Genomic DNA, 18,045 nt, shown 5'->3' with positions numbered 1-18,045 from the left:
TTGTTAAACCCTCCTAAGGAGTAATAAACTAAATAAAAATATCGTGCTATAGTCACAGCACGATATTTCTTTTAACTTACTACTCCATTAAAATTAACGAAGTAATTGTAAGACACCTTGTGGCTGTTGATTAGCTTGCGCAAGCATTGCCTGAGAAGCTTGTGCAAGGATAGAAGCTTTTGTTTGTTCCATCATTTCTTTTGCCATATCAACATCACGAACACGAGATTCTGCAGCAGTTAAGTTTTCAGAAGATGTGTTCAGGTTATTAATAGTATGGTCTAAACGATTTTGCAAAGCACCTAGTTGTGAGCGTTGTTTAGATACGGCTTCAATAGCACTATCTATATGGGAAATAGCTGTACTTGCCGCAGCATTAGTACCAACAGATACATTAGCAGTTGTCATACTTAAAGCAGAAGCTCCCATGGCAGAGATCGCAACATTAATAACTTGTCCGGAATTCGCTCCAATTTGTAATGTTCCTGAGAATGACCCACCCAATAGGTTTTGACCATTGAATGCTGTGGTATCCGCGATTCTATCGATCTCAGACATTAATTGATTTAATTCGTCTTGAATAGCACCTCGATCAGCTGATACATTAGTATCATTTCCACCTTGAACAGCTAGTTCACGCATACGTTGAAGAATAGAGTGCGTTTCATTTAATGCACCTTCAGCTGTTTGGATTAGAGAAATCAATTATGTTATCGCAGTGGTTTTTTATCCTCTGCTTCTTTATGTTTCCATAAAGTTCAGGTCATATCTTCACCCCTAATCAGGGTGCCCCGCGCTCGTGGGTGGGTTATTGGTACGGTTCCTCACCACCTGACCGTCACACCTTCCTAATTACCAAACTACCGATTCATTAGGCTTGGCTCGGTATTGCCCACCATCCGCATTTGCTGGTTTGGGGTTCCACCGAATTCACGGAGTGTTTATCTAAGTATTACTACTTAGAGCGGCATTTCTAGTCTACCGTCTTGAGAGTTTTTAGCAGCCATATCTAACCCTCGAATTTGTCCACGCATTTTTTCTGAGATTGCAAGACCAGCTGCGTCATCTGCTGCACTATTAATACGAAGCCCAGAAGATAATTTCTCCATTGATTTAGATTGTGCATTGTTTGCCGCACCTAACTGACGATAAGTATTAAGCGCCGCAATATTGTGATTAATTCTCATTTGTTCCTACCTCCATGTGTTTGTTTTAGCAAGTCACGTCCTTGTGTCTCGCTTTAAATTTATAATAACTCCATCAAATGGAATTACTACCAAATAAAATTTGCTCCAAAAAGATTTTTGAAGACTTAAATGATTACCGGTATTTCCTAACGTTAGGCCGTTGTAAACATCTTCCTGACGTCTACACTATTATTATCGGTGGAGTTTTAACAAAGTTTAATAGTTTTTATAAAAATATTTTTTCAAACCTAAAATTTTCTCTAATATTATGCCTTACATTCTTACCATAAAGGGCACTACAAGATACCACAACAAAGAAAAATGTCTTCCTCCCAACAGGAAGAAGACATTAAATATTCCTATTTATTAATCACAGTTGATTGCACATTTGGAGTTCCATATTTAAAATACGTATCTGGTAACGGGGCTCCATAGAAGATAATTGCTCTTTCTACTTGCTCTTCTGCCCACGTTACTGGTTTCCAATCTGGATCAAAGATTAAATATCCAGAATCCCCGAACAGTTCAACACGGTTACCACCTGGTTCGATGACATACATACACATTGCTTGGGATACCCCATGTTTTAATGGACCAGCTTCGATTTGAATTCTATTTTCAGTAAGTACTTCCGAAAGATCGTGTAAATGTTGTGGAAATCCGTACCAGAATGCAACATGGTGAAGTTTCCCAAGGCCTTGCTCTGAAGTTGATGCATCACCCATAAACGCCAACTCATGAACGAGCGGGCTAACACTTAACCAAGAGCCAATTTCTGACCCATCATTTCTTACTACATGCTCTCTTAATCTAAAACCAAGTTCATCCATCATAAAGTCCTTATTTCTTGTTACATCACTAGACATTAAGTTCACATGATCAAGTCTGCGCACCGGAACACTTGTAAGGGGGCGTTTTTGTGGTCGGTTATTTAATACAGTGAATTGACTTTCATTCGGTTGAAAATAATCAACATCCCAAAGAATTTCCATGTTATGGTTGTCAGGAGTAACGAATTGATATGCTGCACCATGACCTAGGTCACCATCAATCCAACCTTTACCCGCTCCTGATTTCTCTAGTTCCTTCACACGTCTCTCTAAAGCTTCTTTAGAACTAGCCCTCCAGCTAATATGACCTAAACCAGGCTCATTTCTTTCCGTCACTTTTAATGTATGATGATAAAAGTCTTCATAACCACGGAGATAAACAGACTGTCCTTCCCTAGCTGTTTCTTGCAGCCCTAATAATTCTTTAAAGAACCATAGAGTACCGTCTGGATCTGGAGTAAAGATTTCCACATGAGCTAATTGTGCAACATCAAACTTTTTCAATTCCTTTTCCATTCTAAATTCCCCCTTATTATAAAATTTCAACCATTTGGTAACGTTTTCATTAGTTTTCAAAAGTTTTACTAGATCATTAGACTACTTGATTCGATTATAAAGGATAAACAAGTAATAAAAACCCAATAGTTCCCCTATGCGGAACATTCTAAAAATTTTTATCAAATAATTACAGACATTCATTGTAAAAGGAGACCCTACATTAGAATCTCCTCACCACTCTTAATTACCTACCTAAATTCTTAGCACTTGTACCACCTATAGCCCAATGTGTTTTCGGTACTTCCGTTACAATAACACGAACATTTTCTTTCGGTGCATCCAGTGATTCGCTTACCGCAGTGGTTACATTTTTCAACAGAGTATCAATTTTTTCTTGGGATCTACCTTCCATAATAGAAATTTGAACGATTGGCAAATCAATCCCTCCTATCTTGATAGTTAATTATTCTTTCACAAAGAAAGAAACATCACCAATTCCACCAACTTTTACATTTACGAAATCTCCGGGAGATAACATAACAGCCGCTGTAAGTCCACCTGTTAAAATTGGCTCTCCCGCTATTACTTTTTCCCCTTTTTTCGCTAACATGTTTGCTAGTCTAGCAACCGAATTAGCTGGGTGACCAAGTACTGCAGCACCAGCACCTAAAGCTTGGATTTCTCCGTTTATCGATAGTGTTACACCAACTACATCTAATTCCAAATTGTCAGGTCTTTTCAAAGTGGTACCGAATACCGCTCCTGCTGCAGATGTATTATCTGCAATAACGTCTGGCAATGTGAAGTTAAAATTTTCATAGCGACTATCAATAATCTCAATTGCTGGGAATACATATTCTGTTGCGGCAAGAACATCTAATGCTGTTACATTCGGACCTTCCAAATCCCTTGATAAAACAAACCCAATCTCAGGCTCTACTTTTGGATGAATGTAGTCTGATATCGAGATAGAATCCCCTTCATTAACTACCATGTAATCAAAAACATAACCATAAATCGGATCATCTACATTCATTTGTTTCATTTTCGCTTCACTCGTAATACCCATTTTCGGTCCTACAATTTTCTTTCCTTCTTCTAGCTTTTGTCTTACTAATTCTTCCTGGACTAAATATGCCTCTTCAATTGAAAGCTCTGGGTACAAATCAGCAGTAATTTTTGTAATCTCTCTTTTTTCTTTTTCTGCGCCATGTGTATAATTCGCAAGTTCCTTAATTAAATGTGTATCCATTTTAGTAACCATTTTCAGCCTCCTGATTGTATTAAACCAACGATTTTGCTTTCGCTAATTCCGCCGCAACATCGATAATCATATCTTCCTGTCCACCGACCACTTCTCGTTTTCCTAATTCTACTAAAATATCGCGGGAGTCAATGTTGAATTTCTTTGCAGCACGGTTTGCATGTACTTGGAAACTAGAATAAACACCCGCAAAGCCTAATGTTAAACTATTTTTTGTAATTTCTTGTGGCTGTGGTAAAATCGGTGCCACGATATTTTCGGCAAGATCCATCATCTTGTAAAGGTCAATTCCCGTATCAATTCCCATTTTTTCAAGAACAGCCACCAATACTTCTGTTTGAGTATTCCCAGCACCCGCTCCTAGGCAACGAACACTACCATCAATCCGGGTAGCACCCTCTTCAATTGCAGCTAATGTATTCCCCATCGCAAGGGAAAGGTTGTTATGAGCATGGAATCCAATTTCCACAGACAACTCTTGTTTGAGTGCTTTGATTCTTTCTTTTACCTCATGCGGAAGTAGTGCTCCAGCTGAGTCGGTTACATAAACGACATCCGCACCATAGCTTTCCATTAATTTCGCTTGTTCTACCAGTTTTTCCACTGGTGCCATGTGACTCATCATTAAAAATCCAACTGTTTCCATCCCTAATTCTTTTGCCGTTTCAATATGTTGCTTGGAAACATCCGCCTCCGTTACATGAGTTGCAACCCTTACCATTTTTGCTCCAAGATTTTCAGCAACTTTTAGATCCTCAATAGTACCGATTCCCGGTAACAGCAATACCGAAATCTTAGAAAAATCAGCAACGCCAACTGCTGCTTCGATTAATTTTAATTCGTCCGTCCTTGATAACCCGTATTGTAAAGAAGATCCTCCAAGTCCGTCTCCATGTGTTACTTCCACATAAGGAACACGTGCTTCATTTAACGCTTTCGTAATGGATGTTACTTGTTCTACTGTAAACTGATGACTAATCGCATGACTTCCATCTCGTAATGCAACTTCTGTAATTTTTAAATTGGACATATTCATCCTCCTCCCCGCTACTTATTTCGTTGTGACGTTCAATCTACTTTTCGCAAATTCTTCCGCTACTTTCACTGCTGCAGATGTCATAATATCCAAGTTCCCTGCATATTTCGGTAGATAGTGTCCTGCACCTTCCACTTCTATGAACACGGTTACTTTATTTCCATCAAAAATTGGATCTGTACGTAATTTATATCCTGGAACATAAGACTGTACTCTTTCTGCCATTTGTACAACAGAATCCGTAATTGCCTTTTCATCAACAGCCCTAGGATCTACAATCGCATGAACCGTATCACGCATCATGATTGGTGGTTCGGCAGGGTTTAGTATAATAATTGCTTTTCCTCTTTTCGCCCCTCCTACTTGTTCAATCCCTTTTGCTGTCGTTTCGGTGAATTCATCAATGTTCGCTCGTGTACCGGGGCCTGCACTCTTACTTGAAATCGTTGCAACAATTTCTCCATACTCGACTGGCGCCACTTGATTAATCGCATGGATAATAGGAATCGTCGCTTGCCCTCCACAAGTAATGAGGTTCACATTATCTGCATCCAAATGAGAACCTAGGTTTACTGTTGGAACGATAAATGGGCCTATTGCAGCTGGGGTTAAATCTATCATTTGTTTTCCTAGTTTTTTAGCCACTTCCGCATTAGCGATATGCGCTTTAGCACTTGTCGCATCAAAAATAATATCTACTAAATTAGGATTATCTAGTAAACCGTCTATCCCGTTATCAAACACTTCCAAACCGATTTCCTTCGCATGTTTCATCCCTCTTGATGTCGCATCAATTCCCATCATGGTTGTAACTTCTAGTAATTCGGATTTTCTTAATTTCACCATTAAATCGGATCCGATATTTCCAGAACCGATAATTCCAACTTTTACTTTACTCATGTTCATCCCTCCTCTTTACTCTGAAAATGAAACTTCCACGGAACCTAATTCAGCAAATTTCACATAAAAATGATCGCCTGGTTTTGCTTCTACCATGGCAGACAATGCTCCGGATAAAATAACTTCACCAGCTTTAAGCGTAATCCCGTAGTTTGCTAGTTTATTAGCCAACCAAGCAACACATTTCGCAGGATCTCCTAATGCTGCCGCACCAACTCCCGTGTTTTGAAGTTCGCCATTCTTATATAAAGCCATTCCAATTTGCTTAATATCTAAATTTGCCGGTTTTTTAAATGTTTCTCCAAGCACATAAAGTCCTGATGATGCATTGTCGGCAACCGTATCTGCTAAAGTGATTTTCCAGTCTTTAATCCGACTGTCAACGATTTCAATTGCTGGCACAATGACATCTGTCGCTTTTAACACATCTAAAGAAGTGACATTTGGACCAACTAAATCTTCTTTTAAGATAAAAGCAAGTTCGCCCTCAATTTTTGGTTGAAGAACACGGTTAAAAGGTACGGTACCTTTATTTTCCACATGCATATCATCTAATAAATGTCCATAATCCGGTTCCCCAACTCCAAGCATTTCTTGGACTGCTTTAGAAGTTAATCCGATTTTTTTACCTGTAATACGTTTCCCATTTTGCAAATATCTGTTAATCGTGTGCAATTGCACTTGGTACGCTTCATCAATGGAAATGTCAGGATCCAGCTCTGTAATTGGCTGAACCCCTTGTCCATTACTCCATGCACTTGCTAAATGTTTGACATGACTTTCTGTTTTAGCTGTCGTTTCTATATTCATCTGGATCCTCCTATAGTTTTAGCGTGACATTCGTTATTTCAGAATAGAAATCAAAACTATGTGCTCCACCTTCACGGCCAATTCCACTACGCTTCGCACCACCAAATGGGGTACGTAAATCACGTAGGAACCATGTATTGACCCATACCATTCCCGCTTCAATTTGTGCAGATAATCTTGCCGTACGTTTTACATCGCCAGTCCAAAGACTTGCACTTAATCCGTAATGCGTATCATTAACTTGTTCCATGACCTCTTCCTCTGTATCGAATGGAAGAACGGTTACAACGGGACCAAAGATTTCTTCACGTACACAACGAGAATCTCTTCCCAAACCGGTTATAATCGTTGGCTCTACATAGAAACCTTTTTCCATATCCGCTTTCTTACCACCAGTTAAGAAGGTACCTCCCTCTTCTTTTGCAATAGCTAAGTAGCTAAGCACCTTATTATAATGTTCCTCACTTACTAGTGCTCCGACTTTTGTATCTTCAGCAAAGGGATCGCCAACTTTTAATTCTTTTGTTTTTGCAACGAAACGCTCTAAAAATTCATCATAGATAGCACGTTCTACATAAATTCTTGACCCGCAAAGACACACTTCCCCTTGGTTGATGAAGCTTGATTTCAATGTAGTCTCAATTACATCATCTAAATTTGCATCCGCAAAAATAACATTTGGGTTTTTTCCTCCTAATTCAAAAGATAATTTCTTCAAAGTTGGTGCAGCAGATTTCATAATGGCACTACCAGTAACCGTCTCCCCGGTAAAAGCAATGGCATCTACATCATCATGAGATGTAAGGGCGGCACCTGTATTTCCAAAACCATGTACCATATTAACCACACCTTCTGGTACACCTGCATCTGTACAAATTTGTGCTAAAACAGTCGCTGTCATTGGTGTTACTTCTGATGGTTTCATAACTACTGTATTTCCCGCCGCAAGTGCTGGAGCCAATTTCCAAGTCATTAGTAGTAATGGTAGGTTCCAAGGATTAATTAATCCAACCACTCCAACTGGACGACGAACAGAATAATGAATCGCAATATCATCCTGTTGATAAGATTCATTGCCAACTGTTGTCATAAAATCCGCGAAGAAATGAAAATTGTATGCCGCTCTTTCAATATCAACGCTGTTTGACAACCATATTGGTTTACCGGTATCTAATGTTTCCAGTGTCGCTAACTCTTGTTTTCTTTCTAAAATTAAATCCCCAATTTTACGGATAATAGCAGAACGCTTGCGAACTGGCATGTTCCCCCATTCACCTTTCAATGCCTTTCTCGCTGCTTCTACCGCCTCATTAACGTCTTCTCTTCCTCCTTCCGCAACTAACCCTATAACTTCCTCTGTTGCAGGATTGATATTTTTAAAGGTTTTTCCACTTTTTGATTCTACGTATTTCCCTCCAATATAATGGGAACAATTAATTGGTTTAATCTCTACCTTTTGTTCAGTCGTTTGCATGTAAAATTCCTCCCTAACATATTTCTTATTTCATCGCTTAACAGTTATCTTTTCTTTACAAATTCATTATAAAATCGAAAAGTGGAATTAAAAAGGTCGCAGTTCCTCTATACGCAACAATAGTTAAAAAATTTGGATTATTTATAGTATAATAAAAAGTAACCGTTACCAAGGATTGATAAAAATAGCATTTCATCATGAGTTTCACAAAAAATGATTGTTCTTATAGACAGAACATGTATTGGAGGAGAAATGATGAAAAAGAAGAATAGTGATCCACAAATCCTTTCATCTGTTAAAAATGCATTACGAATACTAAAAAGCTTTTCCACATTTGAACCAACACAAAAAGTAAGTGATCTTGCTGAGGAATTAGGTTTAGCAAAAAGTACGGTTAGTAGACTCCTTTCTACGCTTGCTAGTGAAGGATTTGTAATCAAGGATGAAGGAACGCGAGATTATCGGTTAGGGTTATCGGTTTTAACACTTGGAGGAATTGTAACGAACAACCTAGAGATTCATAATGAAGCCGCCCCTGTTCTCAATCGATTAGTGAATGATACTGGTGAAACTGCACATTTATCTATTTTGGATGAACTAGATACCATTTATATTCATAAAGAGGAGTGTCATCATCCTGTCCGTATCTTGACGCATATTGGTCGACGCAACCCCTCTTTTTGCACGGGATCTGGTAAAGTATTACTGGCATTTAATGACGATAATACTTTAGAAAGGGTCATCGAAAAAGGATTAGTCTCTTATACCGAGAATACGATAACGGATCCAAACAAACTGAGAAGAGAAATGGAAGTAATCCGAAAGCAAGGTTATTCGATTTGTACAGAAGAGCTAACAGTTGGGACAAGATCTGTTGCTGCACCAATACGGGATTACACAGGAAAAGTAGTTAGTTCCATTTCTGTTGTAGGACCGATTCAACGAATGAAGGAAGGTAAAATTCCTGATATCATAAATAAAGTAGTAAACGCAGCAAAAGATGCATCCGAGCGTTTAGGGTATGATGAACGATACTTTAGACAGCGTTCAAGGGTATAATAGAACAGGCTAGTCCGTGCGTGAAAGACTAGCCTGTTCTTTTTCATTTATCCTGTTAAAGATGGTAAAAACGTTACAATACCAGGGAAGATAATTAAGATAATCAAAAAGATAATCATGACCCCAATTGCCGGTAAAACACCTTTAAAAATTTGTTCGATCGGAACATCCTTCACCACACCACTAATAATATACACACTTAGTCCTAGTGGTGGGGTCAGCACACCGATATTAATCATTAATACCATGATAATACCAAACCATAAACCATCAAATCCTAACGAAGTGATTATTGGAAATACGATTGGTAATGTTAATGTCATGATCGCAATACCCTCTAAGAACATCCCTAAGAATAAATAAACGAATAAAATTAACGTTAGAATGACATATGGTGATACATCCATGGATACGACCGCATTGGTAAGATGCGCGGGTATCCGACTTAAAGCTAGGAAACTCCCAAATAAATTCGCACCAATAAAGATTAGAAAAATCATCACGGATAATCGTAAAGATTCATCAAGGGATTCTACCATACCTTTGATATTTAATCGTTTCATAATAATCGTTACGATAAATGCTAGAAACGCTCCAATTCCACCCGCTTCACTTGGGGTAAATACACCCATGTATATACCACCAATACTAATAAGAAAGATTAGTAGAAATGGCCAAATGGATTTTAGTGAGGCAAACTTTTCTCCCAACGATACCGATTCCGCTTTGACTGGCGCTATGGAAGGTTTTAGTCTAACTTGTAGATGGATTAAAAGAATAAACAAAATAGCTAACATGATCCCAGGAATAAATCCACCGATTAATAATGGACCTATTGGCACATTGGTTAGTGCACCATATATAATTAATAGGACACTTGGTGGTATTAACGCCCCTAACGTACCACCTGCTGCTACAGCTGCTGTAGAAAAAGTTGTCTTATAGTTATACTTATCCATTTCCGGTATACTAACCCTTGCTAACGTCGCGGTCGTTGCATTGGAAGATCCCGAAATAGATGAAAATATAGATGAGGCACCGATTGTAGCAATCGCAAGGCCTCCACGCCATTTTCCAAACCATGTATTTACTGAGCTAAATAAATCATTTCCTAATCCAGAATAGGACAAGAACATCCCCATTAAGATAAATAATGGAATAACACTTAGCCCATAGTCATTGGACGTCCCAAACGCCGCCATTGATAATTGTGCTAAACCTACTGTACCGTCTGTTATCCAAGATACTCCTAAAAATCCAATCAAAAATAAGGATAGACCAACAGAAACTCGTAGGAATATAAGAACAAGTAATAATATAATACCTAAAACCCCTGTCACCTCAGGACTCATCTGGATTCACCACCTTTAATAGAGAGTTAAAGCCATCCAATAATAATGTGAGTGCAAATGAGAAAGAACCAATAATCGTAAGGCCAGAGAAGATATACAATGGTAAACCAAGGTCACCACTTGTTTCCCCGCCAATCCAAACCCTTACAGAATACTCATATAGTTGCCATGTTGTTAAACATAGTAGAATAAATAATACGAATGACGATATGCTATAAAGAATGTGTTGGCTTTTAGCAGACATTTTTCTAGTGAAGAAGTCAATTTCAATATGATTTTTCTTTAGTTGCCCTGCGCCTAAACTATAAAAGATCATTAAAGCAAGTAATAAACCTGTTAACTCATAAGTTCCGATAATTGGAGCGTTGAAAAAAAATCTTCCAGCTACATCGGCTGTTGTTAAAAACATTAACGCCATCAATAAGACACTAGAAATTTTGTGCAATACATCATTTAAATGAACTGTAACTTTTTCTAAAGCCCTTGTAAATTTGACCAGACTGGACGTTTGATCAATCGTAGCATTTAGTTGTTTTTCTTCATTTAATTGTGGACTCATTCTCCCAAACTCCTTTCTATTCATTGATTTCTTCTATTAAACGAACTGCTTCATCATAAATTTCTTGTCCTGGAATCCCTCGCTCTTCCATTCTGTTAATCCAGTTTTCGGCAACATGTTGGGATGCATCTTTAAATTTATTCACTTCTTCTTCCGATAGCTCGATGAATTCTACCCCCGCTGCTTTTGATTCCTCTACTGCTTTTTCTTTTTGTTCGTCGAACGTTCTTCCCGCTAAAGCTGCCATCGGTAATCCAAGCAATTCTTCCTCTAGTAATTTCTGTTCATCTGTAGTGAATTTTTCCCAACTATTTTCATTCATAGAAACATAGAATAAATTCGTATTAAAATAACCTATCGTTACATAATCTACGAGATCCGTTAAATTAAAGTCTTTGATTGCTGCAATTGGTAGAACCCCACCATCAATAACTCCTTTTTGAATCGCATCATAAATATCTGGTGCCCCCATCGATACAGGAGTTGCTCCCCACGCCTCTAGCATTTGACTACCTTCTTCAGATGGCGTTCTTAACCGAAGTCCTTTAACGTCTTCAAAACTACGAACTGCTTTACCCTTTGTGATAATTGCATACGGATCTGCCGCATGAATCCATAAAGATTTTACATCCCAGTACTCATCTTGTATTTCCGGAAACGTGTCATATAATTTCTGGGCAACGATACTTAACTCTTCACCAGTACCCTCTGCCATAAAAGGAAGATTTAGCACAGACTGCACTGGATACCTTCCAGCATTGTATCCGTGAATTCCTCTCCCAACATCCATTAAGCCAGTTACAATATTATCGAGCGTTTCATTTGGCCCTCCTAACGAACCACCCATATACATGCGAAAGTCTACCCTTCCGTCTGTTAACTGTTCCACTTTTTCAGCAAATGCTGGGAAAGTAACTGCATTTTGTACGTGTGGTGGACCATCCATGCTACCAAAATTAAGTGTGACGCTTTCACTTTCTTTCGCTGAACTAGCAGAACATCCGGCTAACACGATGAGACCAACCATAGTAAAAATAAAAACGGATATCCATTTCAACCTTGTTCTGATCATATTCTTACTCCTTTCTATATAAATCTGTTTCATACATTAACTGAATATTGGCAATATTCAATAAACTATGAGTGTACGACTACGTTTTTTAAGGTTAACCTGCCACCATTTATGGTAGCAGATTATTATTAACATTTACTCTACATAATTTGGCACTTTAGGAAATTCCACTTTTAAGTCCGCATAATTTTCAGCTATTGTTTTAGATGCCGCTTCTGATGAAGAAATATATTCTAATTCCGCAAGTTGCACTCCATTTTCAAAGTCTGATTTCTGATCATGATGATGAAGCAAATTCGTCATCAGACTTGCAAATCGTTGGGCTCTCCATACACGGCGTACGCATACCTCAGAATATTGTTCAAGTGCTCGCTCACTACCTGTTTCATAAAAATATTTAAGTACTTCTGCTAATACGCGGATATCCCCTATCGCAAGGTTCAATCCTTTCGCTCCAGTTGGTGGTACAATATGTGCTGCATCGCCAGCAAGGAATAAACGTCCGTGTTGCATCGTTTCACAAATGTAGCTTCTCATCGACACAATATTCTTTTGAAATATTGGTCCTTCTTCAATTTTCCAATCATCTAAATCCACTCGTGCGTGTATCTCATACCAAATCCGCTCATCAGACCAGTTATTAATATCGTCATTAGGATCCACTTGCAAATAATAGCGCTGTACTTCTGGTGTCCTTGTACTTATAAGGGCAAACCCGCGTTCATGATACGCATAGATCAACTCTGGATTGGCTGGTGGTGTTTCTGTTAGAATACCTAACCATCCAAACGGGTGGACAAATTCAGATTCCTTTAAAAGCTCCTCTGGTATTGCTTTACGACTTGGTCCATGGTATCCATCACAACCTGCGATGAAGTCACAAATCAATTCTTGTTCTTCCCCGTCATACTCAAATCTTATTTTTGGCTCTTTCGCATCAATATCGAAAGGGCTTACATTTTTGGAATTAAATAGAATCCTTCCTCCTGTATTTAAGCGTGCTGCGATTAAATCCTTTAATACCTCATGTTGTGGGTAAACCATAATTTTCTTTCCACCTGTAAGCTTTTCAAAATCGATGCGATGACGTTTCTTATTAAATTGAAATTCGATTCCTTTATGAGGATCACCAAGTTTCATCATACGCTCGCCGACACCAGTTTCATTTAATAAATCCATTGTACTTTGTTCCAACACACCTGCACGAATAGTACTTTCAATTTGTTCTCTCGATTTCTTTTCAAGAATAACAGAATCTATCCCTTGTAAATGTAAAAGGTGAGATAACATTAACCCCGCAGGTCCTGCCCCGATAATTCCTACTTTTGTCCGCATATAAATTTCTCCCTTACTTTGATTTCTTTCAGTCAAATCTAATTTTCTTTCACTATGCAAGAACAATCTTAGGTGATTCAGCTAGGTGGGAATAGTCCTTTTCTGCAAACGTAATTAATGCATTCCAGCTTCCAGATGATTGACCATCAGCCAAATAGCTTGGTGTCCAGCTTTTATCGATCATACTAAATAGCATTGCGATATGGCGGCCACCAGATTCTACTCTTGCCATTCTTGCATACTCAGGAAGCATATTATAAGCAGATTCATAGTCTTTCTTCTTCACTAAATTAACAAACTGTTTATCCAGTGCATGCTCGGAGACAGTTGGAACATTATGTCGTCCTCTTACTAAATTATGGGATAAAGCACCACTGGACAGAAAGACATATTTCTTATCGCTTTCTCTTAAGACTTGAGCGATGACTTGCCCCCATTTATTTGTTTCTTCTAAACTTGCCGCTAAGGTAACCGACAAATTCACAATTGGAATATTTTCCTTCGGTGTTAGATAGCGTAGTGGAACAACACTACCATAATCCCAAACAAAGTATGGGTCATCTACCCCTTTAACATCCAGGTTCGCTTCTATTCCAGCTTCTACTAGCTGATTTCCTAATTCTGGATCCCCCGGGAAGTAATAAGGGACATCCTTAATTAAATCAGGTGCTTCTGTCGCTGTTAGGGAACCTTTATGAACAGATGTACAATCAACATAGTGAAAGAAAGTAGATGGCCAATGACAAGAAACAAGGATAATGGCATCTGGCTTAATTTTATCGATTTCCTTACTTATCTTTTTCATCGCATTTACCATTTCTCTTTGAAACTCAGGAACTTTCTCCTCATGTGTAATACTAGGTACATGTGGAACCAATGCTGCCAATTCAATAGTCATGTGAATAACCCCCTAAATTTTTTATAGTTTAATTGTGATATTCGATAACTCAGTATAAAAATCAAGACTATGCATTCCTCCGGCCCTTCCAATACCACTTTGATTCGTTCCTCCAAATGGCGTTCGTAAATCCCTTAAGAACCAAGTATTCACCCAGATAATCCCAGCTCGAATGGATTGTGCTACACGATGAGCACGTTTGATGTCATTCGCCCAAATGGTGGCACTTAAACCATAATGGGTATCATTTGCTTGCATAATCACTTCTTCTTCCATATCAAATGGGGTAATGGTTACAATTGGGCCGAAAATTTCTTCGCGAATACAACGAGAGGTTCTTTCTAGTCCAGTAATAATGGTCGGCTCGATATAATAACCTGAATCTAAATCTTCCGGACGGCCCCCACCTGTTACTATTTCTCCACCATCGTTTTTAGCAATTGCCAAGTAATTTATAACGCTTTCATAATGTTCCTTACTAATTAGAGCGCCAATATCTGTATCTTCATGCAACGGATTCCCTACTTTTAATTCTTTTGTTCGTTCAGCAAACTTCCTGACAAATTCTTCATAAATTGGTCGTTCTACATAAATTCGGGATCCACATAAGCAAACTTCACCTTGGCTAATGAAACTTGATTTAATCGTAGTTTCAATTACCTCATCAACGTCTGCATCCGCAAAAATGATATTCGGATTTTTTCCTCCTAATTCAAATGACAGCTTTTTCAATGATTCCGCACCAGATTTCATAATTGCCTTACCTGTTTTCACTTCACCGATAAATGAGATCGCATCAACATCCGGGTGTTTAGAAATTGCTTCACCAGCAGAATCCGCACCATAACCATGAACTAAATTAACTACTCCATTAGGCAACCCCGCTTCCTGACAAATTTCCATTAATACAGTAGCAGTTAATGGTGTCCACTCAGAAGGTTTAATAACGGTTGTATTTCCTGTAGCAAGCGCTGGGGCTAACTTCCATGTTAAAAGGAGTAACGGTAAATTCCATGGTTTAATCAGTCCAACTACCCCAACTGGATGTCGATAGGAATAATGAAACGCTTTCTTATCTTGTTGATAAGCTTCATTTCCTATTGAGATCATGTAATCCGCATAAAAATGAAAATTATATGCTGCTCGAGGAATATCTATTTTTTTCGCCAAGGATAATGGCTTTCCTGTATCTAATGACTCTAAATACGCTAGTTCTTCTACTCTTTCTAAAATAAGATCACCGATTCGTCTAAGAATCCTCGAACGATCCTGAAGTGTAAAGTCTTTCCATGGGCCATCTAAAGCTCTTCTCGCAGCTGCAACAGCATAATTTACTTCTTCTTCCCCTGCTTGAGCGACCGTACCAATTAATTGTTCTGTTGCAGGATTAATATTTTGGAAAGTTTTTAGATTCTGAGAATCAGTAAACTGACCATTAATAAAATGTCGGCAATGAATCGTTTTTATTTTCGTTTCCATCCGCAAGCGCTTCCCCCTAATAAAAAATATATCAATCTATCTAAATTAAAGTTACCAATGAAAAATTCCAGTTTCAACTTCCAGTTCCTCTATACGCAACTATGTTCTTTTTTTTGCAAAAATTTAGTATAGAATGATAAATAACAAGAATGTTTTAATGAGGAGGTAAGGATAGTTGTTCGATTTTCATACACATTTTATTCCTAATCACGTTTTAACTTGGTTACAAGATCATAAAAAAACAGTCCACGCAAAGTGGGAAAAGAAATTACCTGATAAACATAAGTTTCTAACCGTAAATGGAAAATGGGGATTTGAATTAAAACCAGCCTTTTACGATTTAACCTTGTATAAACAAGAATCTGTTGATGTTGGTGTTACTCATTCTGTTTTATCACCTATTCCCCAATTATTTATGTACGACTTTAGCCCGGAAATAACTACAGAGGTTTCACAAATCTATAATTCTTCTTTAGCAGAAATTATAGGCAATTCACCTGATCGTTTTTCTGCTCTTGGAACCTTACCACTAACTGCACCTGAAAAGGCTGCAACTATTTTAAACGAAGCAATGAATCAGGGTTTAAAAGGAGCTATCATAGGCCCAGGATTAGGAGAGAAACTCCTATCCGATAACTTCTTCACTCCTTTATTTGAAGAGGCCAACCGATTAAAAGCGATTCTTTTTATTCATCCACTTTTAAGCACAGATCCTAGAATTAAGTCGAAAAAAATGCCGAATTTAATTGGGGTACCTTGGGAAACAACCGTGACTGCAACAGATATCATTTTAAGTGGACTCATTGACAAATACCCAGACATAAAAATCGTCTTTGCTCATGGAGGAGGCTTCCTTCCATATCAGTTAGGAAGAATGGATAAAGGATATGATCAATGGAAAGATGTATCATCAAATCTAAGTGCAGCACCATCTGAATACGCAAAAAGTTTCTGGTATGATACGGTATTATGGAATTCAAATAGTATAGATTTGTTAATAAAAACAGTCGGAAAAGATAAAGTCGTTCCAGGCTCAGACTTTCCTTTTGATCTCTCGGTATGGCCACCGGAAGTTAATAGTGAAAAAGGAAGTCAAACTTTATTGGGATTAATAAATATGAATTTCTAATGTTGATATTGTTGTTAAATCCGTACGAGTAGACGAAAAATGAGTGAGATACCCCATCCCACTCATTTTCATTACTATTAATACACTTTATCTCCATTAAATATAGAATTCTTTACAACTACATAATCAACATTTCGTATCGCTTTTAGTTCTTTTCCACCTGCATAAGAGATAGAAGATTGCAAATCCTGTTCCATTTCGTCTAAGGTGTCTTGTAGGCTTCCTTTATACTCTACATACATCTTCTTACCTTCCACGTTTTTCTTTTCACCTTTTTGAAATTCAGATGCGGATCCAAAATATTCTTTAAATACCTTTCCATCTCTCTCCACTGTTTCACCTGGCGATTCTTCATGACCTGCAAATAAGGATCCAATCATGATCATCGACGCACCGAAGCGAATAGATTTTGCAATGTCACCGTGCGTGCGAATTCCACCGTCGGCAATAATTGGTTTTGTAGCTGCTTTCGCACACCAGCGAAGCGCCGCTAATTGCCAACCTCCTGTACCAAAACCTGTCTTTATCTTTGTAATACATACCTTACCAGGCCCGATTCCAACTTTAGTTGCATCTGCCCCCGCATTTTCTAATTCTCGAACCGCTTCTGGTGTTCCAACATTCCCAGCAATGACAAAGCTTTCTGGTAAATGTTTTTTAATGTGTTGCACCATGGCAATAACCTGATTGGAATGACCATGCGCAATATCAATCGTAATATATTCAGGGGAAAGTCCCTCTTCTTTCATTTGTTCAACAAAACGATATTCTTCCTCTTTTACCCCGACACTAACAGAAGAATACAATCCACGCTTATTCATATCTTTAATGAAATCTATTCTTCTTTCTGGTTGGAATCGATGCATAATGTAAAAATAACCTTTTTCTGCCAAATAAATTGCAAGTTCTTCATCTATAATGGTTTGCATATTTGCAGGAACCACCGGTAATTTAAAAGTACGATTTCCTAACCTTACAGTTGTATCACATTCGGAACGACTTTCCACAATACACTTTGCAGGAATTAATTGAATATCTTCATAATCGAATACATTTTCCATATTTCCACCCCTAAAACGCGAATATTATTTATATTTAAAACAAAAAATATACGTTTATCTAATAACAACTTACCTAAATTATGATTACCTGTCAACAATTAT

General features: G+C 38.1%; 16 protein-coding genes and 2 pseudogenes. 2 read left to right on the top strand and 16 right to left on the bottom strand.

From position 1 onward, the window contains the following. Positions 1-93: 93 nt before the first annotated feature. From KM885_RS08335 to KM885_RS08295, 9 genes and pseudogenes are all read right to left on the bottom strand, one after another. A pseudogene (locus KM885_RS08335) lies at positions 94-702 on the bottom strand (flagellin); the annotation flags it as partial. A 278-nt stretch (positions 703-980) separates the two neighbouring features. Continuing rightward, positions 981-1,187 (bottom strand): annotated as a pseudogene (locus tag KM885_RS08330) (flagellin N-terminal helical domain-containing protein); the annotation flags it as partial. A 359-nt stretch (positions 1,188-1,546) separates the two neighbouring features. Continuing rightward, positions 1,547-2,533 carry a catechol 2,3-dioxygenase gene (locus KM885_RS08325; protein ID WP_216883773.1) on the bottom strand — a complete coding sequence of 329 codons (987 nt, stop codon included), beginning with the start codon at positions 2,531-2,533 and terminating at the stop codon, positions 1,547-1,549. A gap of 226 nt (positions 2,534-2,759) precedes the next feature. Then, positions 2,760-2,951, bottom strand: a complete 192-nt coding sequence (locus KM885_RS08320) for a 4-oxalocrotonate tautomerase (protein ID WP_060668574.1) — start codon at positions 2,949-2,951, stop codon at positions 2,760-2,762. 27 nt (positions 2,952-2,978) lie between these two features. Next, entirely contained in the window at positions 2,979-3,767 is a 789-nt protein-coding gene (locus KM885_RS08315; protein WP_216883787.1) for a 2-keto-4-pentenoate hydratase, read from the bottom strand. A gap of 31 nt (positions 3,768-3,798) precedes the next feature. After that, positions 3,799-4,809 carry a 4-hydroxy-2-oxovalerate aldolase gene (gene dmpG / locus KM885_RS08310; RefSeq protein WP_204798169.1) on the bottom strand — a complete coding sequence of 337 codons (1,011 nt, stop codon included), beginning with the start codon at positions 4,807-4,809 and terminating at the stop codon, positions 3,799-3,801. 21 nt (positions 4,810-4,830) lie between these two features. After that, positions 4,831-5,715, bottom strand: a complete 885-nt coding sequence (locus KM885_RS08305) for an acetaldehyde dehydrogenase (acetylating) (RefSeq protein ID WP_204798168.1) — start codon at positions 5,713-5,715, stop codon at positions 4,831-4,833. A gap of 15 nt (positions 5,716-5,730) precedes the next feature. Continuing rightward, positions 5,731-6,525 carry a 2-keto-4-pentenoate hydratase gene (locus KM885_RS08300; RefSeq protein ID WP_204798167.1) on the bottom strand — a complete coding sequence of 265 codons (795 nt, stop codon included), beginning with the start codon at positions 6,523-6,525 and terminating at the stop codon, positions 5,731-5,733. 10 nt (positions 6,526-6,535) lie between these two features. Beyond that, positions 6,536-7,999, bottom strand: coding sequence for an aldehyde dehydrogenase (locus KM885_RS08295; RefSeq protein ID WP_216883772.1), 1,464 nt, complete (start codon positions 7,997-7,999; stop codon positions 6,536-6,538). A gap of 255 nt (positions 8,000-8,254) precedes the next feature. Here KM885_RS08295 and KM885_RS08290 point away from each other — a divergent pair, with 255 nt between their 5' ends. After that, on the top strand, positions 8,255-9,058 hold the full coding sequence (locus KM885_RS08290; RefSeq protein WP_216883771.1) for an IclR family transcriptional regulator: 804 nt from the start codon (positions 8,255-8,257) through the stop codon (positions 9,056-9,058). A 47-nt stretch (positions 9,059-9,105) separates the two neighbouring features. Here the strand turns inward: KM885_RS08290 and KM885_RS08285 are convergent, their stop codons facing one another. From KM885_RS08285 to KM885_RS08260, 6 genes are all read right to left on the bottom strand, one after another. Then, positions 9,106-10,410, bottom strand: coding sequence for a TRAP transporter large permease (locus tag KM885_RS08285; protein ID WP_216883770.1), 1,305 nt, complete (start codon positions 10,408-10,410; stop codon positions 9,106-9,108). After that, positions 10,400-10,969: a TRAP transporter small permease gene (locus tag KM885_RS08280; RefSeq protein ID WP_216883769.1), complete on the bottom strand. Its 570-nt coding sequence runs from the start codon at positions 10,967-10,969 to the stop codon at positions 10,400-10,402. The genes KM885_RS08285 and KM885_RS08280 overlap by 11 nt, the downstream gene beginning before the upstream one ends. Positions 10,970-10,985: 16 nt before the next feature. Next, entirely contained in the window at positions 10,986-12,041 is a 1,056-nt protein-coding gene (locus KM885_RS08275) for a TRAP transporter substrate-binding protein (protein WP_244986954.1), read from the bottom strand. 135 nt (positions 12,042-12,176) lie between these two features. Then, the gene (locus tag KM885_RS08270; protein ID WP_216883768.1) at positions 12,177-13,376 is read right to left on the bottom strand and encodes a 4-hydroxybenzoate 3-monooxygenase; all 1,200 of its coding nucleotides are present in this window, start codon (positions 13,374-13,376) and stop codon (positions 12,177-12,179) included. Positions 13,377-13,428: 52 nt separating this feature from the next. Beyond that, positions 13,429-14,274, bottom strand: a complete 846-nt coding sequence (locus KM885_RS08265) for a DODA-type extradiol aromatic ring-opening family dioxygenase (RefSeq protein ID WP_216883767.1) — start codon at positions 14,272-14,274, stop codon at positions 13,429-13,431. A 21-nt stretch (positions 14,275-14,295) separates the two neighbouring features. Continuing rightward, the gene (locus KM885_RS08260) at positions 14,296-15,753 is read right to left on the bottom strand and encodes an aldehyde dehydrogenase (protein ID WP_216883766.1); all 1,458 of its coding nucleotides are present in this window, start codon (positions 15,751-15,753) and stop codon (positions 14,296-14,298) included. Positions 15,754-15,928: 175 nt separating this feature from the next. On the opposite strand from KM885_RS08260, the gene KM885_RS08255 reads away from it, so the two are divergent. Next, entirely contained in the window at positions 15,929-16,882 is a 954-nt protein-coding gene (locus KM885_RS08255) for an amidohydrolase family protein (protein ID WP_216883765.1), read from the top strand. Positions 16,883-16,959: 77 nt separating this feature from the next. Here KM885_RS08255 and guaC read toward each other — a convergent pair whose 3' ends face one another. Further along, positions 16,960-17,943: a GMP reductase gene (gene guaC, locus KM885_RS08250; protein WP_216883764.1), complete on the bottom strand. Its 984-nt coding sequence runs from the start codon at positions 17,941-17,943 to the stop codon at positions 16,960-16,962. Positions 17,944-18,045: the final 102 nt, after the last annotated feature.

The sequence above is a fragment of the Oceanobacillus caeni genome (assembly GCF_019037185.1).
Classification (GTDB): domain Bacteria; phylum Bacillota; class Bacilli; order Bacillales; family Amphibacillaceae; genus Oceanobacillus; species Oceanobacillus caeni.
This window is presented reverse-complemented; position numbering and strand designations above follow the sequence as displayed.

What these genes read in the sequence shown, in the direction of transcription:
- KM885_RS08300 (WP_204798167.1), bottom strand. Translation starts at nt 6,525, where the DNA reads ATGAATATAGAAACGACAGCTAAAACAGAAAGTCATGTCAAACATTTA.
- KM885_RS08315 (WP_216883787.1), bottom strand. Translation starts at nt 3,767, where the DNA reads ATGGATACACATTTAATTAAGGAACTTGCGAATTATACACATGGCGCA.
- guaC (WP_216883764.1), bottom strand. Translation starts at nt 17,943, where the DNA reads ATGGAAAATGTATTCGATTATGAAGATATTCAATTAATTCCTGCAAAG.
- KM885_RS08275 (WP_244986954.1), bottom strand. Translation starts at nt 12,041, where the DNA reads ATGATCAGAACAAGGTTGAAATGGATATCCGTTTTTATTTTTACTATG.
- KM885_RS08285 (WP_216883770.1), bottom strand. Translation starts at nt 10,410, where the DNA reads ATGAGTCCTGAGGTGACAGGGGTTTTAGGTATTATATTATTACTTGTT.
- KM885_RS08295 (WP_216883772.1), bottom strand. Translation starts at nt 7,999, where the DNA reads ATGCAAACGACTGAACAAAAGGTAGAGATTAAACCAATTAATTGTTCC.
- KM885_RS08265 (WP_216883767.1), bottom strand. Translation starts at nt 14,274, where the DNA reads ATGACTATTGAATTGGCAGCATTGGTTCCACATGTACCTAGTATTACA.
- KM885_RS08270 (WP_216883768.1), bottom strand. Translation starts at nt 13,376, where the DNA reads ATGCGGACAAAAGTAGGAATTATCGGGGCAGGACCTGCGGGGTTAATG.
- KM885_RS08280 (WP_216883769.1), bottom strand. Translation starts at nt 10,969, where the DNA reads ATGAGTCCACAATTAAATGAAGAAAAACAACTAAATGCTACGATTGAT.
- KM885_RS08260 (WP_216883766.1), bottom strand. Translation starts at nt 15,753, where the DNA reads ATGGAAACGAAAATAAAAACGATTCATTGCCGACATTTTATTAATGGT.
- KM885_RS08305 (WP_204798168.1), bottom strand. Translation starts at nt 5,715, where the DNA reads ATGAGTAAAGTAAAAGTTGGAATTATCGGTTCTGGAAATATCGGATCC.
- KM885_RS08325 (WP_216883773.1), bottom strand. Translation starts at nt 2,533, where the DNA reads ATGGAAAAGGAATTGAAAAAGTTTGATGTTGCACAATTAGCTCATGTG.
- KM885_RS08290 (WP_216883771.1), top strand. Translation starts at nt 8,255, where the DNA reads ATGAAAAAGAAGAATAGTGATCCACAAATCCTTTCATCTGTTAAAAAT.
- dmpG (WP_204798169.1), bottom strand. Translation starts at nt 4,809, where the DNA reads ATGTCCAATTTAAAAATTACAGAAGTTGCATTACGAGATGGAAGTCAT.